Origin of the sequence: Nostoc sp., from assembly GCF_036917635.1 — a bacterium.
GTDB lineage: Bacteria > Cyanobacteriota > Cyanobacteriia > Cyanobacteriales > Nostocaceae > Nostoc.
On record NZ_JBALCW010000019.1, the window covers coordinates 201,158 to 225,696 of the forward strand.

Annotated in this window: 25 protein-coding genes and 1 pseudogene; 16 read left to right on the top strand and 10 right to left on the bottom strand. The window is 41.2% G+C overall.

Going from position 1 to position 24,539, the window contains the following annotated elements; genetic code table 11:
• Positions 1-756 precede the first annotated feature (756 nt).
• Together V7K32_RS05730 and V7K32_RS05735 are read left to right on the top strand one after the other, a co-directional pair.
• Complete coding sequence (locus V7K32_RS05730; RefSeq protein WP_190890924.1) at positions 757-1,185, top strand: hypothetical protein; 429 nt, start codon at positions 757-759, stop codon at positions 1,183-1,185.
• A 202-nt stretch (positions 1,186-1,387) separates the two neighbouring features.
• On the top strand, positions 1,388-1,621 hold the full coding sequence (locus V7K32_RS05735; RefSeq protein WP_334991102.1) for a DUF3134 domain-containing protein: 234 nt from the start codon (positions 1,388-1,390) through the stop codon (positions 1,619-1,621).
• 246 nt (positions 1,622-1,867) lie between these two features.
• Here V7K32_RS05735 and mltA read toward each other — a convergent pair whose 3' ends face one another.
• Together mltA and V7K32_RS05745 are read right to left on the bottom strand one after the other, a co-directional pair.
• The gene (gene mltA, locus V7K32_RS05740) at positions 1,868-3,139 is read right to left on the bottom strand and encodes a murein transglycosylase A (protein WP_334991104.1); all 1,272 of its coding nucleotides are present in this window, start codon (positions 3,137-3,139) and stop codon (positions 1,868-1,870) included.
• Between the two features lie 87 nt (positions 3,140-3,226).
• Positions 3,227-4,567 carry a proton extrusion protein PcxA gene (locus tag V7K32_RS05745; RefSeq protein WP_442938696.1) on the bottom strand — a complete coding sequence of 447 codons (1,341 nt, stop codon included), beginning with the start codon at positions 4,565-4,567 and terminating at the stop codon, positions 3,227-3,229.
• Between the two features lie 87 nt (positions 4,568-4,654).
• Between V7K32_RS05745 and V7K32_RS05750 the strand changes: the two genes are divergently transcribed.
• A complete protein-coding gene (locus V7K32_RS05750) occupies positions 4,655-6,838 on the top strand; it encodes a recombinase family protein (protein WP_334991108.1) in 2,184 nt (727 codons plus the stop codon).
• Positions 6,839-6,946: 108 nt separating this feature from the next.
• Here V7K32_RS05750 and V7K32_RS05755 read toward each other — a convergent pair.
• Positions 6,947-7,381 (bottom strand): annotated as a pseudogene (locus V7K32_RS05755) (YidH family protein); the annotation flags it as partial.
• A gap of 73 nt (positions 7,382-7,454) precedes the next feature.
• On the opposite strand from V7K32_RS05755, the gene V7K32_RS05760 reads away from it, so the two are divergent.
• The 4 genes from V7K32_RS05760 to V7K32_RS05775 all read left to right on the top strand — a co-directional run bounded on the left by V7K32_RS05760 (position 7,455) and on the right by V7K32_RS05775 (position 9,636).
• The gene (locus V7K32_RS05760; RefSeq protein WP_334991110.1) at positions 7,455-7,736 is read left to right on the top strand and encodes a helix-turn-helix domain-containing protein; all 282 of its coding nucleotides are present in this window, start codon (positions 7,455-7,457) and stop codon (positions 7,734-7,736) included.
• A 234-nt stretch (positions 7,737-7,970) separates the two neighbouring features.
• The gene (locus tag V7K32_RS05765; RefSeq protein WP_334991201.1) at positions 7,971-8,600 is read left to right on the top strand and encodes an RNA-guided endonuclease InsQ/TnpB family protein; all 630 of its coding nucleotides are present in this window, start codon (positions 7,971-7,973) and stop codon (positions 8,598-8,600) included.
• 130 nt (positions 8,601-8,730) lie between these two features.
• Positions 8,731-9,399, top strand: coding sequence for a peptide-methionine (S)-S-oxide reductase MsrA (msrA, locus tag V7K32_RS05770; RefSeq protein WP_334991112.1), 669 nt, complete (start codon positions 8,731-8,733; stop codon positions 9,397-9,399).
• Positions 9,400-9,480: 81 nt separating this feature from the next.
• Positions 9,481-9,636 carry a hypothetical protein gene (locus V7K32_RS05775; protein WP_334991114.1) on the top strand — a complete coding sequence of 52 codons (156 nt, stop codon included), beginning with the start codon at positions 9,481-9,483 and terminating at the stop codon, positions 9,634-9,636.
• Positions 9,637-9,925: 289 nt separating this feature from the next.
• On the opposite strand, the gene rfbB is transcribed toward V7K32_RS05775, so the two are convergent.
• The 4 genes from rfbB to V7K32_RS05795 form a co-directional block, all read right to left on the bottom strand.
• Entirely contained in the window at positions 9,926-10,987 is a 1,062-nt protein-coding gene (gene rfbB / locus V7K32_RS05780) for a dTDP-glucose 4,6-dehydratase (protein ID WP_334991116.1), read from the bottom strand.
• 54 nt (positions 10,988-11,041) lie between these two features.
• Positions 11,042-12,037 (bottom strand): glycosyltransferase, encoded by a 996-nt coding sequence (locus V7K32_RS05785; protein ID WP_334991118.1) that lies wholly within the window; start codon positions 12,035-12,037, stop codon positions 11,042-11,044.
• Between the two features lie 87 nt (positions 12,038-12,124).
• Positions 12,125-12,826: a DUF6391 domain-containing protein gene (locus V7K32_RS05790; RefSeq protein ID WP_334991120.1), complete on the bottom strand. Its 702-nt coding sequence runs from the start codon at positions 12,824-12,826 to the stop codon at positions 12,125-12,127.
• A 283-nt stretch (positions 12,827-13,109) separates the two neighbouring features.
• Positions 13,110-13,373, bottom strand: a complete 264-nt coding sequence (locus V7K32_RS05795; RefSeq protein ID WP_334991203.1) for a helix-turn-helix domain-containing protein — start codon at positions 13,371-13,373, stop codon at positions 13,110-13,112.
• A 362-nt stretch (positions 13,374-13,735) separates the two neighbouring features.
• On the opposite strand from V7K32_RS05795, the gene V7K32_RS05800 reads away from it, so the two are divergent.
• A complete protein-coding gene (locus tag V7K32_RS05800; RefSeq protein ID WP_334991122.1) occupies positions 13,736-14,713 on the top strand; it encodes a carbohydrate kinase family protein in 978 nt (325 codons plus the stop codon).
• 85 nt (positions 14,714-14,798) lie between these two features.
• Here the strand turns inward: V7K32_RS05800 and V7K32_RS05805 are convergent, their stop codons facing one another.
• A complete protein-coding gene (locus V7K32_RS05805) occupies positions 14,799-15,482 on the bottom strand; it encodes a polysaccharide deacetylase family protein (protein ID WP_334991124.1) in 684 nt (227 codons plus the stop codon).
• A gap of 325 nt (positions 15,483-15,807) precedes the next feature.
• Here V7K32_RS05805 and V7K32_RS05810 point away from each other — a divergent pair, with 325 nt between their 5' ends.
• From V7K32_RS05810 to V7K32_RS05820, 3 genes are all read left to right on the top strand, one after another.
• On the top strand, positions 15,808-16,686 hold the full coding sequence (locus tag V7K32_RS05810; protein WP_334991126.1) for an RnfABCDGE type electron transport complex subunit D: 879 nt from the start codon (positions 15,808-15,810) through the stop codon (positions 16,684-16,686).
• 84 nt (positions 16,687-16,770) lie between these two features.
• Positions 16,771-18,171, top strand: coding sequence for a DUF2330 domain-containing protein (locus V7K32_RS05815; RefSeq protein ID WP_334991128.1), 1,401 nt, complete (start codon positions 16,771-16,773; stop codon positions 18,169-18,171).
• Between the two features lie 224 nt (positions 18,172-18,395).
• Entirely contained in the window at positions 18,396-19,046 is a 651-nt protein-coding gene (locus V7K32_RS05820; RefSeq protein ID WP_334991130.1) for a sigma-70 family RNA polymerase sigma factor, read from the top strand.
• Between the two features lie 201 nt (positions 19,047-19,247).
• Here V7K32_RS05820 and V7K32_RS05825 read toward each other — a convergent pair whose 3' ends face one another.
• Positions 19,248-20,186: an alpha/beta fold hydrolase gene (locus V7K32_RS05825; protein ID WP_334991132.1), complete on the bottom strand. Its 939-nt coding sequence runs from the start codon at positions 20,184-20,186 to the stop codon at positions 19,248-19,250.
• A 106-nt stretch (positions 20,187-20,292) separates the two neighbouring features.
• Here V7K32_RS05825 and V7K32_RS05830 point away from each other — a divergent pair, with 106 nt between their 5' ends.
• The 4 genes from V7K32_RS05830 to V7K32_RS05845 all read left to right on the top strand — a co-directional run bounded on the left by V7K32_RS05830 (position 20,293) and on the right by V7K32_RS05845 (position 23,221).
• Positions 20,293-21,177: a shikimate dehydrogenase gene (locus V7K32_RS05830; RefSeq protein WP_334991134.1), complete on the top strand. Its 885-nt coding sequence runs from the start codon at positions 20,293-20,295 to the stop codon at positions 21,175-21,177.
• 149 nt (positions 21,178-21,326) lie between these two features.
• Positions 21,327-21,557: a DUF433 domain-containing protein gene (locus tag V7K32_RS05835; RefSeq protein ID WP_152589829.1), complete on the top strand. Its 231-nt coding sequence runs from the start codon at positions 21,327-21,329 to the stop codon at positions 21,555-21,557.
• Positions 21,554-21,925: a DUF5615 family PIN-like protein gene (locus V7K32_RS05840; protein WP_334991140.1), complete on the top strand. Its 372-nt coding sequence runs from the start codon at positions 21,554-21,556 to the stop codon at positions 21,923-21,925. Before V7K32_RS05835 ends, V7K32_RS05840 begins: the two co-directional genes overlap by 4 nt.
• 93 nt (positions 21,926-22,018) lie before the next feature.
• A complete protein-coding gene (locus tag V7K32_RS05845) occupies positions 22,019-23,221 on the top strand; it encodes an alpha/beta hydrolase (RefSeq protein ID WP_334991142.1) in 1,203 nt (400 codons plus the stop codon).
• Between the two features lie 127 nt (positions 23,222-23,348).
• On the opposite strand, the gene V7K32_RS05850 is transcribed toward V7K32_RS05845, so the two are convergent.
• Positions 23,349-23,960 carry a hypothetical protein gene (locus V7K32_RS05850; RefSeq protein WP_334991144.1) on the bottom strand — a complete coding sequence of 204 codons (612 nt, stop codon included), beginning with the start codon at positions 23,958-23,960 and terminating at the stop codon, positions 23,349-23,351.
• Positions 23,961-24,095: 135 nt separating this feature from the next.
• Here V7K32_RS05850 and V7K32_RS05855 point away from each other — a divergent pair, with 135 nt between their 5' ends.
• Positions 24,096-24,527: a biotin carboxylase gene (locus tag V7K32_RS05855; protein ID WP_334991146.1), complete on the top strand. Its 432-nt coding sequence runs from the start codon at positions 24,096-24,098 to the stop codon at positions 24,525-24,527.
• Positions 24,528-24,539 lie beyond the last annotated feature (12 nt).

Genomic DNA, 24,539 nt, shown 5'->3' on the forward strand with positions numbered 1-24,539 from the left:
TCAATACTTACGTAGCTTCATAATTGCGTGAATACCATTTTTGGTCTTAACCGCCCTTGCCTCTCTTAGGTTTATAAATATCTTGGTAAGGATATGAAGGTTATACCCCAGGATTATATTTACAATCCTGGGGATTTATTTAGGCGATGATTTATAGCAATAACTCTTAAGAATGCCCTTAAGATTTAGCAAATTTAGGGTATTTTCAGCAGTGCATAGCCAAGTTTTTTTAACAGTTGATCTCATTCAACTAGAGATAGTAAATTGAGTATCCTCAAAGCTTATAAGTAGATGGGTATAAATAAATATCAGATAGTTTGTGATTGCGATCGCTTTTAAGCGTTTTAATATTGTCCGAAGTGAAGCGATCGCAGGGGTTGAGGATTTGAGTATTTTGCTTATTGCCAGGGTATTAATATTAACTAAAGTATACTTAAAAAAGTTCAACCGTCAACTATGTTATAATTAGATAGTTGAGAAATATTTTCGGTCATGTAACTGACTATATAGACACCTCTCCGAATCTAAATCTCTACAGCCTTTGATTCTGGAGGTGTTTTATGTCAGTTGATATTGCCAATCTATGCTTTAGGGATGAGAGTCTTCAGCATTGCAAAAATAGAAATTTTTTAATTAGCGCAACTTTATTGGAATATTTCGTGTAAAACTGATACATCCCACTGTCCAAAAATGTGCTAGGACGGACAAGTTGAGTGTGTCACAAACCCTGACAATATACGGATACTACTTGAACTTATGCCAACGGATATAATTACCCGTCCTGAATCCCTTACAGAAGATTGTTTCTTTACTTACGCCCTTGGGACTGATTTGCACGATACAAATTCTACTGCCCAATATTTACGCAGAATCAGAAAAGAAGATAAACCCTATATCGACATAGCTGTTTCTCCCAGACCGGGCTATCGATTTGAGGTCTGCCTTATCCCTGTTGAAGGGTTCGCTAAAGAAACAATATTGACAAAAGATGGATTCGCCAAAGCTTTAGCGATTATTTGTGCTGTATCTAATAAAGCTAGAAAGCGATTCCCATCAGGAAATGGACAAGAAATTGTCCGGTGTCAATTTAGCAACTTAGCTGATGCAGTCGCTGTAGCGAACAGATTGTCTGCATTACCATCTAATATGTATGAAACTCTCGCCAAGCTACCAAATGCTTTGTGAGATTGCGTCCACTTGAAGATTTATTATTAGGGCTGACGCGAAGACATTTTAGTGGTAAATAACTAGACGGACAAGAAAATAAATTATCCAATGCTTAACATTTCATCTGTTGAGAAAGGACTTGTGATACAAGACTTTTAACCCTAGGGGACAATTTTCCTGTTTTTGCACACTGACCGATAATTCAAAGTGAGTTTTTTTTATGCCTATAAGCCCTTTGCGTGAAGAACCTCGTAACCAGCGAGCGCCTGTAATTCGTACAAGTAATGAATTTATTCTTTTAGAATGGTTAAAGTCAACTGGTCGTTTGATAGAGCGGGAACATCAAGAATCTGAGTATTTAAATGAAGTAGAAGAAATTTCAGAAATGATCGACCTTGACGATATCCCTTATGATCATGACGATGATGATGCTGAGATGGAGATCGAAGCCTAATTCGTAATTAGCCTAAACGCTTCATTAATTTGAAATGTGTATTTGATTTACCCCGAAAGGCTAAGAATCCCGGCTTAGAAAACTCCAAGGAATAAATTATCCAATTTTGTGGGGTGGGCGACACGAGAGCCATATAAACTGGGCGGGCTTTTCGGGCCACCCCACAATAAATAATTGAATATTTTTTTATTTGGAAGCCCCTTATCTAAAAAGTCGGGATTCTTTAGTATTAAAATACAAGTGTGTTTAATTCTTGGACTTGAGTAATAGATAAAATAATTGTCCATTGCTGACTGTAACACCAGCGCGATCGCCTGCTAATTTCCCAGTACCTAAAAAATAATCTACCCTACCTGCACCTTTAATTGCACCTCCGGTATCTTGGTCAAGAACATAGCGACTAACAATGCGCTCCTGCATTTTTCCGGTAGAATTAGCAAAGGGAATAGAAGCGCGAATCAACGCTAAAGCACCAGGAGGCATGAGGGATTTATCTGTAGCGATAGAACGCTCTGCTGTTAGTGGTACGTTGATAGAACCTTGGGCTGGTTCCCCGTGATTTTCTTGAAAAAAAACAAAACTGCGATCGCGCGGAATATAAATATTTAATTCTTGGGGATGCTTTTGGAAATAGTCGAGAATAATTGGCAGAGTTATACCTTCTAGCGGTAATTTGCCATCATTCACTAATTCTCGCCCAATACTTTTGTAGTTATAAGCAGTATGACCAGCATAACCTATTGTTGTTTCAGTACCATCAGGAAGCTGAAGTCTGGCTGAACCTTCAATTTGAGCTAAATATGGTTCGAGGCGATCGCTAAACCAAAACAACTCTAATCCTCGTAATTTTCCTTTTGCGCCTTGTAAACCATCTGCTCCTTCTAATTCTTCGCGGGTAGGATGAGGTTTAGGCCAGGAGTTTAAATCAGGAGGTAATCGATAAACAGGATAACGATATTCTGGTGTGGAAAAGCGACGGGCTGCATAAAGCGGTTCATAATAGGCGGTGAACAAAACCGAACCTTTGGTGTCTTTACCAACTGATTGGTAAAGAACAAATTCTCGCTCAATGGCTTGATGTAATTCTGTTGCAGAATGAGTTGTTAATAGGAGTTCGCGGAATCTTTTCAAGCTTTTGATGACGCGCGAGCGCTTAATCTCAGCCACCGGATAGTTTTGATAAGCAGCCGCAGCATTAGCCGTTTGCAGGTATTGGAGACTGCGAGCGATCGCACTCAATAGCGCCTTTTTGTCTGGTATTTCTCCATAGAGATGTTCATCCAAACAAGAGATATCACTTTGACAACAAGTGATTGGTAACCTCTGAATTAATGGTATTTTTTGCTTTTGTGCAGTCAAAGAAACTGGTATATCCCACTTTTTTAGGCGACATTCAGGTGGGCTAAGTTCCTGATGCGTTAAAGATTGCATACGCACCAGGAAAATTGACAAAACTACAGGTAAGCTGATGGCGATAAATTTGTTAAACTTTCCTAACTCAGCAAGTGTCTTTTTCATCAAAATTCAAATTTTTCATATTATCCCACTTCCCTCAAATTCAAAAACAATCTAATTATTTCTTTCCCACTCCCCACTCCCTACTTTTTATTCATTCATATTCCGGTAAGTTGCAACTGCTGAAGGCGATATCCGGTTCAAATATCGGAATATCCAATATTTAAATATGGTATCTAAAATCACTGGAAATGTAGCAATAAATAAGAAGATAAAATCTCGATTTGCTGGTAATCCCCAATGACGCGATACACCTTCTAAAAGTACTTCCCAGCCATGAGGAGAGTGGAAACCTACAAATATATCGGTAAACAAAATGATGATAAATGCTTTGGCACTATCACTAAGTCCATAGACAATCCGATCAAAGAAATCTTTAATCACAGCAATAGAAGACTTGCTGACAAGTAAAAGCGAGATAAAAGCACCCACCGAGAAAATATCGGCAAAAACATTTTTGATAGCATTAGAGCTTTCGTGACGAAATTCTTCAGCAAGCTCAACCGCCCTCTTTTTCATTTCAACTTCTATCTGTTCAGGCAAAAGTGGCGGGGCATTTTTAATGAAATTTTCAAAGTGGAGTTTTTCTTCAAAGCTTTGTAATTGTCCAAGGGCTTCCTCTTCCATTTCAGAATTTAGGAATACTTGCATTTGCTCAGTACCTCTAAACTTCTCAACAACTGGCCCTACTACAAAAGCTTTTGCTATCTGATGCGTCAGAAGTGGTACGATAATTAATAGTAAAATAAACCTGATAGATATTATTGTTCTTCTTTGAGCTTGACGAAAACTTTGGATTACCTCTTGTTCCGAATTAGGATCTAATTCAACTTGCAAACGAGTGATAGTACTTAAAATAGAGCGGGGTAAAACGCCTGTTGTATCAACTTTACCCTTTGCTTTTGTCTCCCAGTCTTGAGTTTGTATTTTGGGTAATAACGTTGGATTATTGACGAGCAATGATTTGTCGTCAGATATCACAGGGTTAGCTGCTAGATTTGGAGGTTGAACTATTAAAGCTTTAGAACTTCTTTGATCGGAAATTGTTTTGTATTTGGATATAACTTGATCGATAAAGTTTAGCTTTTCCAAAACTAAAGAAGGACTGAGATACTCTATACCTGCTTTCTGGGCAGCTTTTTGATTTTCTTCATTTAGAAACCAACGGCTTGCTTTCAACTCTGTAAGCCGCATCCGCACAGTTTTTAATAGCTTTTTTAGGTCTGACTCAAAATAATCCATGACACTGTTACTGTACATGGCTGAGTTCATGTCTATTTTATTACCATTGAAATGCTTATCTTCTATTTCCTTAATTTTTAATGCTGCATCGTAAGCTTGATATAAAGAACGTTCAGGAGTTTGTAAGTACCATCGGTAAGTATCAAGTAAGAAAGAATAGATTTTTTGGCTAAAAACAGAGTTTTTCATTGGAGACAATCATCCAGCATTATTTGGTGACTATTAACCTTAAGTTAACGCACGAGGTATACTAGCAAATCTACAAGGAGAAAGTTTGTGGTTTCTCATTCGGTTTGGATTGTTGGCACTAGCCGCAGTGGTAAGACAGCTCGTTTGGTAGAGCAATTTTCTAGTTGGGTACAACCTGAGAAGCAGTATAGTGCATCATTTTATACTAAAAAACCAGGACGTAAAAAAGGCGTTCATCTACCGGAATTTTTATATCTTAAACAAACAGAGCCAGGAGTTTTAGTCTTAGGTGCTAATGATGATAATCGGCGAGAATTGGGAGATATAATTGTTACATCCACATTAGGAAAATATCCGGTGCGTGCCAAGACACCGCTAGGTTTTTTCCAGGATGAAGTTATTTTATTTTGGCCATTGCTAATTAACTCTTTGAGCCTGAAGGCCCAGTTTCCGGTAAGATTGCGCCCAGAAACAGAGCAAGAGTTAGCAACCAAACTTTGGCGTCCCGAATTAGACGAAGAAATTTTACGTGTTGCGGGAGTGAATGAATCTCGCTTGGTGCGTCGCATTCTAGATTTATTGCAATTAGCAGCTTACAGTGGTATACCTTGCGAAGATATTGCCCAGATTTTGACAAGGGGTTTGGGAGAAAATACTACAAATTTAGAGCCGGAATTTCTCGCCTCTTTGCTCCTAGATTGGCGTAACTGGTGTTTAGAGAGGGGGTTACTAACTTATGGGATTATTACCGAACTGTATAGTCAGCATTTGTTAAGCGATCGCAATTACCAACAGCATTTAACTAAACGCTATCAGGCGGTACTGGCGGATGATGTAGATGATTATCCAAGCGTAGCGCGTCTTTTGTTTGACTTGCTATTAGATCGAGGCGCAGTCGGGGCGTTTAGCTACAATCCCGATGGTGCAGTGCGATTGGGATTGGGAGCAGATCCCAACTACCTAGAAGGGCTAGCAGAACGTTGTCGCGTAGAAATCTTGACTGGGCCGCCTCCAGAGTCTCTTGGTGAGCAAGCTAAACAGATGGTAGAATTACTCACAGAACCAATGGTACTGTTGAGCTTACCAAAGACAATACATTCAATTCAAACTACCTCCCGCGCTCAACTATTGCGACAAACAGCAGAGGTAATTGCTAATACCATCCAATCACAGCAAGTAGAACCAGAAGAAGTAGCGATTATTGCACCAGGTTTAGATGCGATCGCTCGTTATACTCTAGTAGAAATCCTGGTTAAACAAAACATCCAAGTAGAATCGCTAAATGACCAACGTCCCCTAATTAGTTCGCCCGTGATTCGCGCCTTACTCACCATGTTGGCACTAGTTTATCCCGGACTGGGACGACTGGTAGATCGGGATGCCGTCGCAGAAATGCTGGTTGTATTGAGCAGAAAACAACAACCATCAGAAAACTCCTCACTCCTAACATCTAACTCCTCACTCACCACTGACATTGACCCGGTACGCGCTGGTTTGATTGCAGATTACTGCTTTGTACCCCATCCCTCACGCCCCAACTTGCTACCAGTATCAGCCTTCGAGCGCTGGGATCGAATCGGTTATGCAGCAACCACAGCCTATAATGAGATATTAGACTGGTTAGAACAACAGCGATCGCAACAAGAATTGCGGTTAATTCCCAGTCCCATTTCTCTGTTAGACAGGGCAATTGTGCGCTTTTTATGGAATGGTAGTAATCTTCCCTACGAACAACTAGCAGCACTGCGAGAATTATTAGAAACCGCCCAACACTATTGGGAAATTGACACCAGATTACGACAAATTGCCCCAGTTGAGACAACACCTCACACAACTATTATCGAATTCATTCAATTACTGCGACGTGGTACAATTACCGCCAACCCTTACCCTGTGCGTCCCATTGGTGGAGCGAGAAAGGCTGTCACCTTAGCAACTATATTTCAATATCGATCTAGTAGGCGATCGCACCGTTGGCATTTTTGGCTGGATGCTGGTTCACCTCTATGGGCGAAAGGTGGTGCAGCAACTTTATTCGGTGCGCCGTTTTTCCTGCGAGACAGATTAGGCGAACCTTGGACAGCAGAAGATGAGAAATTGGCAGAAGAACAAAGATTGCGAAGGATATTGACAGATTTACTATCTCGTGTATCTGAAAGAGTTTATTTGTGTCATAGCGATTTAGCCGTGAATGGACAAGAGCAATTAGGGCCATTGTTACCCTTAGTAAATGCCTGTGTAACAGTTATTTCTGAGGCTACTGCTAACTAAGGCTCACATCCCCAACTTCTTAAATAAATCGGGGATCTTGTTATAAAATATTTGTTTGTATTGAGTAGTAATTATCCCCTTTCTAACATTGAAATTTGGGGTTAATCTTTGCAAATTTCGGGACTGTGGTTGAATTAGAACAGGAGAACGATAAGGAATTTTATCACGCCATAGGATCAAAGGAATACAGAAAAGTCCCAAAATAATTACTACTCCAGTCATTATCCAAACCATTAACCGAGTTGGTCTATAATCGCCTTGTTCAATTTGCCAGAAAACTTGATTGTATCGCCACGCAGCTAACACAATTGTGAAAATTCCCGAAATTACCAAAGCAATACCCAAATTTTCGGAATTAGATAATGGATTTACATGAGGTTCTTGTTGAGTAATGGCAAGATTAAGCTGGCGCAAAAATATACCAAATCGGGCAATAGCAATTCCAAAGCTAATTAATGCAATAGAAGTGCGTAGCCAAGCCAGAAAAGTACGTTCGTTCGCTTGATGCTCCCTTTGACGGTCAATTTTTGGTATTTTATCCATGAGTATCTAAGGTTAGGTAATGCTTTTATCATTTAAAACCGAATTAAAACTAAGTAAAGCTCAATAAATAATAATGTGTAAACACGCGGGTATCGCAAGGTTTACATACAATTGGGGTTTAGCTACTTGGCAAGATTTGTATAAAAGTGGTTTAAAACCTGACAAATATTTACTTAAAAAGTTCTTTAATAATCATGTAAAAACCGAGTATTCATGGATTAAAGAAAAAGGTATTTGTCAAAAGATAACCCACTACGCTTTTGATAATTTAGGTAATGCTTTTCAAAGATTTTTTACTGGTATTGGTAAATATCCAAGGTTCTTAATATTGGACATCATGATTCTTTTACAATAAGTAGGTAGGCAAAACCAAACTATGTAACGAAAAGTAAAATCTCTGTATTTGGCTCGTAGTTCCGCTTTAGCGCAAGACAGCGCAACTACGAGCCAGTGATGATTATTTGCGCCCACTTACTTAGATCATGGGGGTAAACCTATCCCTGTTGGTGGTAAAAGCATTAAGTTACCTACTATTGGTTGAGTAAAAACTTACGAAGCTTTACCCCATACTACCTGCACAAAGATTATTATTTCCCGGACTGCGGATAGTTGGTTTATTGCTTTTTCTTATGAACAAGTTTTTCAAATATCAGAGAAACAATACCCTGTCGTCGGGGTAGATTTAGGTGTTAAAGAACTGGCTACCCTTTCTACAGGAATAGTTTTTCCTAATCCTAAATATTACAGAGGAAATTTAGCCAAACTAAAAAGGTTATCTCGTACCCTAGCCAGGAAAGCCAAAGGGTCTAAAAATAGACATAAAGCTAAGATAAAACTTGCTAGACATCATGCCAAGGTATCTAATCTAATAAAAGATACGCTCCACAAAATTACTACTTACTTATGCAAAAACCACGCAAAAGTAGTGATAGAGGATCTTAATGTTACTGGGATGCTTTCTAATCATAAGTTAGCAGGGGCAATTAGTGATTGTGGATTCCATGAATTTAAGCGTCAACTTGAGTATAAGTCCAAGAAGTTTGGTTCCCAAATAGTTCTAGCAGATAGATGGTATCCATCTTCTAAAACTTGCTCAAACTGTGGACATATTCAAGATATGCCACTTAAAGAAAGAACTTACAGTTGTGAAAGTTGTAAGTTTTCTTTAGCTCGTGATTTAAACGCGGCAATTAATTTATCGCGGTTGGCTTCATCGTGAAAGCTTACTGAGGGATAACCGCTCCCATGCCCCCGTTGAAGTAAGAAGTAAAGTCTAGACTTGTCTAGGTTTTATATAGCAGGAAACACTACAATAGTAAATAAGGTAAAGATATATATTATCAAAATCAATGGCACTATTCGGATTTGGCAAAAAGGCAGTTATCCCCACACCTGAAGAAGCTTTATCAGGAAGGGCGCAATCTATGTCAGTACCAGCCGCTCATTATGTCAACAAAAATACTTTAAAATCTCCTTATCCCGATGGATTAGAGAAGGTAATTTTTGGCTTGGGCTGTTTTTGGGGTGCAGAACGCAAATTCTGGCAACTTAAAGGAGTTTACACCACCGCAGTGGGTTACGCTGCTGGTTTAACACCCAACCCCACTTATGAAGAGGTATGTAGTGGGCGAACCGGTCACAATGAAGTGGTGCTGGTTGTGTTTGATCCCAAAGTAATTAGTTATTCTGAACTGCTCAAAGTCTTTTGGGAAAGCCACAATCCTACCCAAGGGATGCGTCAAGGTAATGATGCTGGCACTCAATACCGTTCGGGAATTTATGTATATTCTGAAAGTCAAAAGCAGCTAGCAGAAGCATCGCGGGAAGCTTATCAGCAAGCTCTCAACGGTGCAGGTTATGGCAATATTACCACGGAAATCTTAGATGCACCTGAATTCTACTACGCCGAAGCTTACCATCAGCAATACCTAGCTAAAAATCCCAATGGATATTGTGGTTTAGGAGGGACAAACGTATCTTGTCCCGTGGGTGTAGTTGAATCGCAAGTTAGTAGTTAGAAATGGAGTGGGTGTGTTAGCGACGTCTACTACGGGCTACGCCTACGCATAATAATACCAAAAGTATTGGGATGGTGCGTTATGCCCTTGGCTAACGCACCCTACAAGATTACGAATTACGAATTAAATGAGCTAGGTGCTTTAACACTTTCAGGACAATATATATGTCATCACGACTATCTAAAGCAAACAAATCAGATAGAGCATATTGTGGAGTTTCAGTTTTTAGCAGTTTGATAAATCTAAATTCATCTGATTCCCTTATATTCAAGGATAGTCATTATCTAGAGAAATTGTGGGAGCCAGATAATTTATTGAAAAAGGAGTACCTAATCCGTGAGAAAATTTAGGACACTTGATGAATTTGAAGAAGAGTACTTCCGCAAGCACCCGGAAGAAATCGCTGATTATTTGACTGAGATATTTCAGGAATATGCATAAGAAAACGATTCCGGTACTTTGTTGGCATCCTTGCGAGTCGTTGTCCGTGTACGGGAAATTAACGAGATAGCAATTTTAGGTGATTCTACAGATAATTTTTGCGATAGTAAGCTTGATATTCCGCAGATAGCAGAGGTTCCCACCAATCACGATGATTGAGATACCATTCAACAGTTAAACGTAAACCCTCAGCAATTGTTACTGAAGGTGTCCAACCAAGCTGAGTTTTAATCTTGTTGGCATTAATTGCATATCTCCTGTCGTGTCCCTGTCTATCCTTGACAAAAGTAATCAACTGCTTTGCTGGACGTACTGGTAAATCAGGTGCTAGTTCATCCATCATCTGACACAAAAGTTGCACCAGGTTGAGATTTTCCACCTCATTGTTGCCACCAATAGTGTATGTTTCCCCTGGTTTACCGTGATTGATTACCACATCTAAAGCACGACAATGATCGCCCACATAAAGCCAATCGCGCACATTTTTACCATCACCATAAACAGGTAATGGCTTACCTATGAAAGTGTTGATGCACATCAAAGGAATTAGCTTTTCGGGAAACTGATAAGGTCCGTAATTATTAGAGCAATTTGTGATAATTGTCGGCAGGTTGTAAGTATGGTAATAAGCACGCACTAAGTGATCGCTACCGGCTTTTGAGGCTGAATAGGGACTATTGGGAGCGTAAGGTGTAGTTTCACAAAAAGCTGCATCATCTAAGCCCAAACTACCGTAAACTTCATCAGTAGAAACGTGTAGAAAACGATAATCAGATGGCTGTGCTTTTACCTCCCAATGTTGCCGAAAAGCTTCTAAGATGGTGAAAGTTCCTACCACATTAGTTTGCACAAAAGCAGCCGGCCCAAGAATTGAACGATCAACATGAGATTCAGCCGCAAAATGGGCGATAGTATCTATATTTTCGGTTGATAATAACTCATCTATAATGGTGCGATCGCAAATATCCCCCTGCACAAACCGAAAATTCTCTCCTCCCTCAACCAGCGCCAAATTCAGACGATTTCCCGCGTAAGTAAGCGCATCCAACACCACCACCCGGTCATCTGGATAAACCTGACACCAGTGATGCACAAAATTCGCCCCAATAAACCCCGCACCCCCAGTAACTAATAACCGCCGACTCATTCCATTTCCTCTCTTATCTCTCTGTGTTCTCTGCGCCTCTGCGGTTCGTTTCTATTACTTAAAATATTTCTTCCTCAGCTTCCCATATATCCTCTGAGCAAGTAATGTTACCACACGTATTCTCGTTAAACTCTTAATATTAGATGGCTGCTGTATCTTATGGTCAAAAAACTCATTTAACTCATCCAGAATAACTTGGAAACGCTTAATAATATTTTCAGTTCGATATTCAGCCAAAAACTCTTCAGATAAACTAAAAGCTACTGAAGAATCAATCACCTTCAGAATCCGTTCGACATCATATTCTTGAGAATATCCAGCAATTTTATAGCAATTAAACCCAGGGTCTAAGTAATCAGCCAGTCCACCGTTTACACTAGAAAATACTTGACAACCACAAGCAAGAGCTTCCATTGGTTGTAGACCAAATCCTTCGCTAACACGCTGTTGCGCCCAGTACTCAGCCGAATCATATAGGTAAACCTTAGCTCGGTTGAATAGTCCAGTTAAATCCTCTATGTATGAATCAACAACCAATACTTTACAACGTTTTTGTAACGCTGGAATCAATTCTTTCATTAAATACTCAGAAGATTTCCGAGCCTGAACTAAAACATCAATATCTCGTTCTCGACCTAAATTTTTAAACTCATCAGAAATTTGATTCGGCAAATAATAAATCAGAGAATTGGGTGATTTTTCTCCCCAATATCCCATTGTATAGCGGCTAACAGTGATGATCGGAATACTCGCTCTTAGCCTAAATGGATAACCTGCACTATGTGCATGGTAAACAACATTGTATTGCTTAAGTTTAGCTACGAGTTGAGCTACATCAAATCCCCAACTGATGACAAAAATTACATCATTTAAGTTTTTCTCTTTTAGCAAATCATCAATAAAAAGCTTACCTTTTTCCCGTTGACGGTAAGTTACAACATCAGCACTACAGAAATTCTGAGCCAGATTAAGTGCTTTTAACTCAGCCCAAAGACCACCACAGGCAAATTTGCCATCTGTACCGGGGAGTAAGAAATAAAGTTTTCTCATAATTTTTTTAGGGGAGTGGGGAGTAGGGAGTAGGGAGTGGGGGATGGGGGAGACAAGGGAGAAAATTTTACCCTGTCCCCCTTATCCCTACTCTTGCCAGCCCAATTTAACAAAATGTGCATCACGCCCCCAAACGTCGTGTGTACGGGTAATATTTTCAATTGTTAGGTTAAAAGGAATGGCTGTTGTTAGGTAACGCTGTGCCATAGAACCTAAATCAGGTGCGAGTTCGGCGGCTGTCGTCGCTGCTAACCCTAAACCAATAATTTGCTCGATTGGGCGAAATGGTAGTAACAGATGCACACCGACAGCTAGTCCAGCTGTTAAGAGCATTGCTACTGATAAATTTGTGCCGCAACGGGGATGTACAGCCAAATCCCATTCTCCACTAGTGAGGCGATGTCGAGCAAGTATGACCGCACGCCGCAAATCACTAATATTCACCTCACCATAGAGGTAGAATCCTTGCTCAGTAGACAAACCGCCTAATAGTTCGTTATCTAGTTGAACGTTAGTAGGTTCCCCTTTGGCAGGATAGGCACTTTTTGATTCGCTAAGAACCCAAACAGTAGCGTGTTCTAAAGCGTGAACCTGCCGTATCATCAGAATTTCTTTCAACCCTGGAATAAACGATAGCTGTCTAAGTAAGTCGGCATCTTGTGTGGGTTGCACAAACTCTGAAAATCGGTCTTCAAGATTCGGAATTTTCTCAGATACAGGTGTCGTAAAATCAAAGTTAAAAAATTTAAAGGGAGACGAGCTACCCTCAAAAGAAGCGGAAGTATTCATTGGAACACTGCTCCCAAAGCCAATGGACAACATAGATTTCTTTCAAATGTAACGTTTGCACCACTGAACTGTTACTAATTTTTGTGCTGATCTTTTATAGTTTCCGAGTCCGAGGGTCAGCTGGCTCCACTAACATAAACTCCGGCTGAGTGAAGGACTCGGAACTTTTGGTAGAGTGTTCACACTGAAAATTTAGGCGTGAAGAGGGAAATAATCACTAAACCTCAAAATTGGTTTGCCATTACACCAGACCAGAGCAATTAGGTTGCTACTAATAAATCGTTTATTCGATCTGGTTAGGCAGATTACAGCAATTGACATCATTCAAACAGACTTTGCCCCACTGTAAAGCCCAGCGGACAAGAGCTACTCGATTTTCTGTCTCGGTCTTGGTAAGAATATTACTGATATGGTTGTCAACTGTACGCTTGCTAATCTCCAGTTTTCCTGCAATCTCTTGGTTAGTTAAGCCAGCGGCTACTAAGTCGATAATTTGCAGTTCTCTGTCTGACAGACTAACGGGGGTCTGAGACTTGCCACCAGCCATTACTATTTCTATCCTCCCTTGGTATATGTACTTAATCACTCTTTCTAATTCTAGAAGATTCTTTTGTTGGGGGGGGTTTCAAGTGTTAGCAGTAATCCGATTGTCAATATTTTCTTTGGATTTCAAGTTGGCAAAAATATAAACCATGAAATTAAAAAGCAATAAATTATACAAATTAGACTAATATACTCCATATATATACTTATTAAAAGTAGATGATACTCAGAAGCATATAGATGTTATGGGGTAATAAAAATTGCTATTTCATTCTATGAAGGGCTGGCGACAGATGAGCGAAAATTATTGTAGATTTTATACTGTAAATTACTAATCCAAAATCGAAATCTAAAATCTAAAATAAAATGAGCAATTCCCGTGTTTTGTGCCTCGGTGAAGTTTTGTTTGATTGTTTAGCCGATCAATTGGGGCTAAAGCTGGAAGAAGTAAAATCCTGGACTCCCTATCCAGGAGGGGCACCAGCTAACGTAGCCTGTGCTTTAGTCAAGCTGGGGACTAAAGCAGGATTTATCGGAGCCGTTGGTGAAGATGAACCAGGGAATGCACTGGTCAAGCTATTACAAGATGTAGGTGTAGAGACAACAGGCGTACAACGCCATCCTACAGCCCCAACGCGGCAAGTTTATGTTACACGGGATTTAGCAGGCGATCGCACTTTCGCTGGATTTGGTAAGTATGATACCGCAGAGTTTGCCGATACTCGCCTGCAAGCGAAACAATTGCCAAATTCGCTGTTTGAAGACGCAGATTTTCTGGTTTTGGGTACTTTAGAATTAGCCTATCCTGAAAGTGAAGTGGCAATTCACCGCGCCCTAGAGTTAGCAGAACATTACGATTTAAAGATTGTGATGGATGTCAACTGGCGGCCTGTATTTTGGGACGAGCCAAACATCGCTCATCAAAAAATTCCAGAATTAATTAAGCGAGTCGATTTCCTCAAACTCTCCAAAGAAGAAGCCCAATGGCTATTTGAAACCGCAGATCCCGGAGCCATCACTTACCGTCTAGCTTCAATTGACGGAGTACTCGTAACAGATGGAGAAAACGGTTGCGCCTATTGTCTGGGTGAGAACGAAGGCAAATTACCTTCATTTTCTATCCCCGTAGTTGATACAACTGGTGCAGGGGATAGTTTTTTAGCAGGATTCATCCACCAGTTGAGTCAGCATGGCATCCACAGCTTGCGGGATGCTGAAACCGCAAAACGCATCGTCACCTATGCCAGTGCTGTTGGAGCGCTGACTACCATTAAACCAGGTGCGATCGCTTCTCAACCTACAGATGCAGAAGTCCAAGCTTTTCTAGCCTCTCATCACCTTTAAGAACTAACACAACTACTAGTCTGTCCCAAAAGTTTTGAGAGGTTAGTGGTGTTCAGATCCCCGACTTATTCAAGAAGTCGGGGATCTAGCAGCCCCGCAAAATTAAGAATTGCCATAGAGTATCAACAGTCACAAACTCATAGCCCTGTTGTAGCAGTTTCGGAATCAGAATTTGAATTGTGGCAGCAACATCTTGTCCACCGCAAGCACCATCATGCAAGACAATCAACGAACCATTTTTGACCTGCTGCATAATTCGCTCTACCACAGTAGTTACACCTGGACGTACCCAGTCTTCTGGTACAACACTCCACATAACTGGGCGGTAATTCCACTGAAATAACAATTTTAAAGTAGTAGGTGTAAATAAACCATTGGGGGGGCGGACATCTCGCACTTGTTCAGGTAGCAGATTGCAGGCATTGTAGATGGCAGCTTGGGTTTTTTCTAAACTGTCCTTCAGGTCATTTGGGGAAAGCATCGGAAAAGAGCGATGATCGTAGCCATGCAATCCGATCCAGTGGCCGCGATCGCTCACAGCTTTAGCAATGGCTGGTGAACGGTTGACGCAAACACCCAACCAAAAAAAACTCGCTGTAATCTTGTAACGATCTAATACTGCCAAGACTTCCGGTGTGTATTCAGGATGCGGCCCATCATCGAATGTGAGGGCGATCGCTTTAGTATGGGAATTTCCAGCCCAAAGGCAGTTGGGAAAACTCGGCTGGAGAATGCGGTAGAAAATTGGGAACAGGGGAGCTAGCTGCATAAAGTTTTTTATTTTTTGCGTAATCTTGCATAAATACACTGATTACTTAATGTTGATAACTGTTAAACGTGGGAACCATAGCTTAAATCGCTTATATCTAGAACTTACTGGACAAACAGAGAGTTCCAGGTATAAGCCCTCCTTATAGCTTCAAACATCAGAGCGATCGCTTGGGTATAGCAATCACCACTGCAAAATCAGTCGGTAGTCGGCTGGAAAATGTCAATGCTCTATTTTGTAAAAAATCTGTAAAAGCAATATTTTTTAACCTAGTACTTGTCTAAATTGAGGAAAAATCTCCGAATAAACACTGCATGAAAAGTTAATGTTGTTCAAAGATATACGAGATTATCAAATTTCCTTTTTGGGCTTGTTCCTAGTCGTGGGAATAAGTACACGAGACTGGACGTTGCGGCCAGAGTTGATTGGCGTATTAATCGCTACTTGTTTATTAACACAATCGGTATTGTCATTTGTCATTAGTCATTGGTCATTAGCATTGGACTTTGGACAAATGACTAATAACAAAGGACAAATTACGAATCTTCGCAGTGCTTTAATTACCTCACTGGGACTGAGTTTACTGTTGCGTGCCGATCACTGGACGACAATGGTAATAGCCGCAACAAGTGCGATCGCTAGTAAATTTATCTTCCAATTCCATGATAAGCATTTCTTCAACCCTGCTAATTTTGGCATCATTTCCGCCTTAGTTCTCACCTCTGATGCCTGGGTTTCGCCGGGACAGTGGGGTGAAGAGTGGTGGTATGCGCTGTTATTTGCCGGGACTGGCGGCATGATTTTGCAGCGCATTGGTCGCTGGGACACCACAGCCGCTTTTTTGGGTAGCTATTCCTTACTAGAAGCGATTCGCAATCTCTGGCTGGGTTGGACTTGGGATGTTTACTGGCATCGGTTGATGAGCGGCTCGTTGTTGTTGTTCGCCCTATTTATGATTACAGATCCCCGATCGATTCCCAATTCTCGAATTGGGCGGATAGTTTGGGCAGCTTGCATCGCTGGATTAACTTTCATCCTGCGGAATTATTTCTTTGTTCCTACCGCAGTCTTCTGGGCGCTGTTCATCCTTGCGCCATTGAGCATTCTGCTAGATGTTCTCTGGTTAGCCCCGCGATTTTCTTGGCAAAAAGGAGATGAGAGACATGAGGGAGCAGGGGGAGAACTCCTAACTCCTAACTCCTAACTCCTAACTCCTAACTCCCAACTCCCAACTCCCAACTCCCAACTCCCAACTCCTAAATCAGCACTTAATATAGAGGTATAAAAAATGAAGATTTTTCGATTTTTAACGCCATTACTGTTGACAATTGTTGCTGTGTTTTGCTTTGCACCCGCAGCTTGGGCATTTTGTGGATTTTATGTAGCTAAAGCTGATACGAAGCTGTATAACAAAGCTTCTCAGGTGGTGATAGCACGCAATGGCGATCGCACCGTTTTGACAATGGCAAATGACTTTCAAGGCGAAGTCAAAGATTTTGCGATCGTAGTACCAGTGCCTACAGTGGTGCAAAAAGAGCAAGTTCGTGTGACTGAACCCACAATTATCGAGCGCCTAGATGCTTTTAGTGCGCCGCGATTGGTGGAATATTTTGACCCAGATCCTTGTACCCCGCTACCACTATTTGATAGTGTAATTACACAATCAGCAGCAGTAAATAATAGTGCAGAACTTCAGAGAAGCGATCGCAGTTTGGGTGTGACGGTCGAAGCAAGTTTCAACGTGGGCGAATACGACATCGTGATCCTCAGTGCTAAAGAATCTGACGGACTGGAAACTTGGCTCACACAAAATGGCTACAAAATTCCTCAAGGGGCGAAACAGTTACTTCAGCCCTATATCCGTTCCTCAATGAAATTCTTTGTTGCCAAAGTCAACTTAGATAAATTCGAGGAATCTGGTTACCAGTTACTCCGTCCGCTACAAATTTCCTATCAATCACCCAAGTTCATGCTGCCAATTCGTTTAGGCATGATCAATGCTACGGCAGAGCAGGATTTAATTGTCTATATCCTCTCGCCCCAAGGAGAGGCACAAATTACTAACTATCGGACGGTGAAAATCCCCTCCAACGTTAATATTCCCGTGTTTGTCAAAAATGAATTTGGGGAATTCTACAAATCCCTGTTCCAAACCGCTTACACCAAAGAAGGCAAGAGAGTCGGCTTTTTGGAATACGCTTGGGACATGGGTAGTTGCGATCCCTGTTCTGCCGATCCCCTTACCCAAGATGAACTCAAGGAAGCAGGGGTATTTTGGCTAAATGATAATTCTCTAAGTAAGCAAACTAAGCTGAATCAACCAATCCAGATTACACCAATCCGCAAATTTGTTCCTCCCGCTTTTAACAGTAACGTCTTCATCTCCCGTCTGCATGTTCGCTACACCCGCGACACATTCCCTGAAGACTTGATTTTCCTACAAACTGCCAACCGTGAATTATTCCAAGGGCGTTATGTTTTGCAATATCCATTTGAAGGGGATCTTAAGTGTGAGGCGGGTAAAGAATACAAACGGTCTTTACCCAAGCGTTTTGAACAAGAAGCGCAAACTCTAGCTAGGTTAACCAACGGAAATATCCAAGATATTCGCAACAAAATGAAGTTAAGTGTTGGAAATCTCACATATTCGTTGTGGGAAAGTTTCTTGTATAACGTTGGAGTAAATTGAAATGAGGGAGTGAGGGACGAGGGGACAAGAACTAAAAACTTGCAACAAGTCTTTCCCCTTATCCTCTTCCCAATGCCCAATGACTAAAAATCTTGACGAAAATTTTTTGGCTAAAACAGCAAGAAGCCTCTCACCTCCCTTCAAGTAGGTGATAAAGTGTATGTACTTCACACTGTTGTTATACGCAATACTAAGATATTCTTGCTTTCTTCGCCAAGATTCTCATGGTTCAATTCGATGAACAGCTACGCCGCTTAGTTAGCGAAGCTTGTGAACACCCATCAGGAAGTCCTCAGCGTCAGAAGCTGCTCACGCAAATTATTCGCTTGAGTGCAAGTAGACTCTGGAGAGAAAGTACCCCTTATTATCAAGACGCACTACAACAAACTTGGTTGTATTTTTGCCGCAATGTTTGTGAAGGTTTGACAGGTCAAACTTATGACCCCACTTATGGCAGTGTCATCACCTGGCTAAATGCTTACCTTAAAAGGAGACTACAAGACTTTTACATTAACCAAAACCGGGAACAAGCCACAACAGTTCCTCTTTGGGTTCGTCAGTCTACATCGGGTGGAACAAGTGAAACGATTGATCCTATAGATAACCTCCCTGCTACCCCTCAAGCACCTCCCATTCTGGAAGACTTGGAGATATGGGCTAAAACAGATTCTGAAGGAGAATTGTGCGCTACTTGTATTAAAGGGCGTCCAGATGTAAATTGTCAGGTATTAATTCTTAAACGTCTACCCCCGGAAGTTAGCTGGAAAGAATTATCGGAAGAATTTGGGCTGTCAATTCCGACATTAAGCAGTTTTTATCAGCGCCAGTGTTTACCACGTTTGCGTAAATTCGCCGAATTTCAGGGATTGTTATAAAAATACGTTGTTTCAGGCTTTTCTTAATTATCCTGCTTTTGCGATCGCAAATAGACCATGCTGTAGGAACACAGCAATGCTCTGCCTCTACAAAAGATGTGGTCACTTAAGTAAGTAGGCAAGATAAAACCAAACTAGGCTCGTAGTTGGGCTTTAGCGCTAAAGCCCAACTACGAGCCAATAATGATTATTTGCGCCCACTTACTTAGTAATAGACAAAACCCAATCGCCTAACAGTTGGTTTACTCTATCAGGTATTTCATCATGGGGACAATGACCGGCTCTTAGGAAATGTTCTCTGAGTTCAGGATAATATTGACGAAACTTTTGCGAACGTTCTCTAGCATTCATCCAAGGGTCAGCTTCCCCCCACAACATCAATAATGGACAAGTTAATTGCTTTAATAGCAGATCAACTTTTTCCCCTTGAGGAGTGCTAAAGACTGACACAAATACTTCCATTGCACCAGGATCGTAAGCAGGGCGAGCAATTTCTTCTACTAACTGATCTGTAATGGCACTTTTGTCAAGATAAACTTTTTCTAGAGTTTGGCGAATTACCCAACCTTGTCGCACGTATTGAAATAACAAAGACTGGGCTAAAGGTTGTTGAAAAATCCATTTAGTGCCGTCACCAAGAAGTTTCTGTAAACTAGCGGGTTGTTTGGGAGCCTGAACTTCTGATTGTAAAGCTTCCGGCTCAGATGTCGGCTGGCTTTCGCTAAAAGGCCCTGCACTATTGAGCAAAACTAAACCAGCCGCACTGTCAAGACGTTGGGCTGCAACACATAAGCTAGCGTAGCCACCAAGGGAATTACCCGCTAATACTGCTTTTTGACCAATTACTTCACTGATAAAATCATGGAGTTGGTCACGCCACAAGTCGGCACTATACTGCAATTTCGGTTTTGCCGATCGCCCGAATCCCAAAAGGTCGATCGCAAATACTTCAAAATCTTGAGACAATCCTGTGATATTCTTGCGCCAGTGGTCTGTAGAAGCACCAAATCCATGTACCAAAAGCAAAGGCGGACGTTGCGCTTGCTTTTCTCCCGCACGCACATAGTAAACGTTATGCCCGCGCCACTGCCAATATTTACCAGGAATTGGGGTTGTAGAGGCGGCTGTAGTTGCCTGCATAATCAAAAGAAATGTTAAGTAGCTTTTAATAATTGTAGGCTAGTCCAAGGAGTGGGGGAGCAGGGGAGGTTGGGGGGAATCACTAATGACTAATAACTAATAAATAATGACTAAAGAAAGATTAATTACAGGCAAAACTAAGCTATTAGGGGTAATTGGACATCCGGTGGAGCATTCGCTCTCGCCAGCGATGCATAATGCTGCGATCGCACATTTAGGATTAGATTATGTTTATCTTCCCTTTCCTATAGCACCAGAGAATTTAGAAATAGCGATCGCAGGTTTTGCGGCTATTGATGTTGTCGGCTTTAGTGTGACAATACCTCATAAACAGGCAATAATACCTCTGCTTTCAGAAATTACCCCTGTTGCTCAAGCTATCGGCGCAGTGAATACTGTTAGTCGCCAAAATAATCAATGGGTGGGGACAAACACAGATATAGAAGGATTTATTGCTCCTTTGCAGACGACGTATAAGCAAGATTGGAGTCAGAAGGTAGCAGTAATTTTAGGCAATGGTGGCGCAGCGAGAGCAGTTGTAGCAGGTTGTCACCAACTAGGTTTTGCGAAAATTCATGTTGTTGGGCGGAATGTGCAGAGATTACAAGAATTTGGCAATAGTTGGAGCAATTCACCTATAAGTGAAAATCTACAAGTTCATCAATGGGAAGAATTGCCGAAGTTAATTCCCCAAGCTAATCTGCTGGTAAACACAACCCCCATAGGTATGTATCCCAAGGTTGATGAGTCGCCTTTGAGTGGAGAAGAAATAGCGAATTTACCAAAAGGTGCGATCGCTTACGATTTAATATATATCCCTAAACCGACGCAATTTCTAGAGCAGGCAGAAAAACAAGGCATAATTGCGATCGATGGTTTAGAAATGCTAGTTCAACAAGGAGTAGCAGCATTAAAAATTTGGTTACAGCAGGAAACTGTACCTGTAGAAGTGATGCGCCAAACATTGCAAAAGCATTTAGGTTTAGGTTGATGGAGAAATAATTATCCTGAGCTTGTCAGGTTAGGTTCGATTGGCAATCAGTCTGGCTAGAAGGTGGAGAAAGTTCGATAATGAATTTGATTGACGCAGCCATTTTTGGTTTCTCAATCCAATAAAATAGTTCCCGCTCTTTAACAGCCATGCAAAATCTCACCAGAATTACCCGCAATCCAGAAGTGATGGGAGGCAAACCCTGCATCCGTGGAATGCGTGTTACCGTTGGTACTATTGTCGGCTTAATGGCATCTGGACACAGTAATAGTGACATCCTCAAGGCATATCCTTACCTCGAAGAAGCGGATATTTATGAAGCGCTTGCCTATGCTGCATGGCGAGCTGAAGAGATTGAAGTCCCGCTCCAAAGTGCATGAAAATTTTGATTGATATGAATCTTTCCCCTGATTGGGTTGGGGTTTTTGAGAAGTACAATTTCTCCTCTGTCCACTGGTCTTGTGTTGGCGACCCTCGTGAGAAAGATTCGGTAATTATGGAGTGGGCAAGAACTAATGGGTATATCGTATTTACCCATGATTTAGATTTCGGCTCCCTGCTAGCTGCAACAGATGCTGATACTCCAAGTGTCATTCAGGTTCGCACCCAGGATATTTTACCGAACAGGATCGAACAGTTAGTCATTTCAGCCCTGAACCAGTTTGAGTCCTTACTGGAGTCAGGTGCATTGGTCACTGTTGATCAAGCTCAATCTAGGGTGCGTATTTTACCGATTAGACGTGGATAGCTGGGTGCTTTGAGTTGGGAATCTATATAAGTTTTTCTCAATTCACTTTGAGTGATGATGAGGGATTTATTTATGCATTAGGTCAATTCATATATGTTTCTTAAACCCAAAATAGTTTTATCAGGGCTTGTATTTTTACTAAGTTTTGCAAGTCTATTTCTTAGTTCTTGGATTATTCTTCCGGCTCCAAATATGTTTTTACTGACGCTAGCAGTAGGAGCGCCAGAAGTCAGTCCTTGGTTATTGTTATTAAATTTATTCTCTTTCTTACTTGCTTTTTTCTACATCCGTCGCCGTAAATTACAACGTTTAGCTGGCATTTTCAGCTTAATAGGATTGCTAATTTGTGCATGGGTGCTAGTGAATATTCCACTAACTGAAATGCAGATGGCTAAAGCGATGAAACAAGGATTGGGAGCAAATTATCTAGAGCAAATTCCAGTCCAAGTAAGGGCTAAGATGCAAAATAATCCCTTTGATTTCGTTAATTCCTTCCGGGGTATTGCATTAGGTAAAACACGTCATCAAAAAGATATTATTTTTGCTTCTCCTGCGGGAGTGCCTTTAAAAATGGAAGTTTATCAACCCTCAGAGGTAGGGAAATATCCAGCAGTGGTAGTAATTTATGGTGGAGCTTGGCAATATGGCAACCCTCATGCAAACTCGGAGTTTAATCAATATATCGCTCATCAGGGATATACGGTATTTGCGATCGCTTATCGACACGCGCCTAAATATCGGTTTCCAATTCAGTTAGATGACGTGCGTACAGCCCTAAATTTTATTCGCAAACATGCAGCAGAATATGAAGCTGATCCAGAACGGATGGTACTTTTAGGGCGTTCTGCGGGAGCGCACCTAGCAATGTTAGCGGCTTATCAACCAGACGCACCACCTATTCGTGGTGTGGTGAACTATTACGGACCTGTTAACTTAACTGAAGGATACAAAACACCACCAAATCCCGATCCTATCAACACCCGCGCTGTTTTAAAAGCATTTATCGGCGGTTCTTTAGAAGAATTGCCTAATCAGTATGAAATTGCTTCACCGATAAATTATCTAACGCACCCTTTACCACCAACTTTATTAATTTACGGCTGTCGCGATCATTTGGTGGAAGCGCGATTTGGTAGACAAATGTATGAACGTTTACATGATTCTGGTAATACTGCGGTTTTTCTAGAAATTCCTTGGGCAGAACACGCTTTTGATGCCGTCTTCAACGGTGTGAGCAATCAATTAGCGTTATATTATACCGAGAGGTTTTTGGCGTGGGCGTTGTTCAAGCAATAATTTTATTAACATAGAGCAGGAATCAGAGTCTAAAGGCTCATTAACGGAGTTCAAAGGCTCCAAACTCCAAACTCCTAACTCCTAACTCCAAACTCCAAACTCCTAACTCCAAACTCCTAACTCCTAACTATTTCTGCGGCCAGCGCCAGTTATAGCGATTCCATTCGTAGATACCTTGAATTTCATACTCAGCGCCGTTGAAGAAGCGGACGACGCAGTGAGTAGATGTATCATCACCGTTGCTAATTTCCTCGACCTTGATCACCATACAGGGAAACCATTCGCGCTTACAAGGGCCATCTTCTTGCACCCATTCCCATAGTGCATTGGAAACTTCAATGCGATCGCCTATTCTTAGCTTTAGTGCATCCTCAAAATAAGAATACTTATCAAAATGATATGACTCTACACGATTGAGCCACTGTAAACCATAGCGTTGCCGGATAAATTGTACTCTTCCAGAGTCATTTTGCTGTAGCCAGTCGTTGAGTAATTGCACTTTCCAAGTGCGGTTGAGTTGTTCTTCATCCTTAACAAATTGTAAAAATGCTTCTAACTCCTCTGGGGTAAGTTCGTCTAAGGGATTAGCAATAGTTGATGCTCTATACGGAGAATTTCCCTGAATTAGCTCCACGACTTGCAGTAATATCTCTTTCTGCGTGTCAGTGAGAGGACAGCTTGCTGCATCACAATCATTAAAGGCTGCGAGCATAGATGCTTCAATCTCATCTGGAGTCATAAGTTAATAGCAATTGAGGGTTTATTTCCCTAATTATTACAAAGGTTAAATTAAAGTCTTCAATCCCTTGTACTTAAATTCAGGTAAGCTGAGGTTATAAGTTACATATTGTTAAATTAAGTCACGGAGTCTTTTATGCGCTTGCGCTCACTCACGGTTGTTTTTATTTCCTGCCTCATCACCTTTCTATCGTGGGTGAGCATTCCCCCTGCTGTAGCACTGACACAGATTAGATTATTTGATGTTTCTTATAAAGATTGTCCACCAGAACTAGCAAAAGGGGCTGTTCTCAGTAGTGGTAGCGCGGCTGCTAATTGTTTTCTTGTCATTGGCAAAGCAGAAAATGGCACTTATAAAACAGTTTACGACGCAGATATTTTTGGACGCATCTATGATGCCAACAATGACTCGATAATGCAAAACCGGACTCGCTTAGGTTCTATTGCTGAAGTACCACCAGGAATTAGCGATTTTGAATTGAGAATTTCTGTACCTGCGAATCAGCCTACTCCGTTGAAGCTGAAGCAGTTTAAAGCAGCTGGATTTAGCGGCCAAGTCCGTAGGTAATACCAATTTATA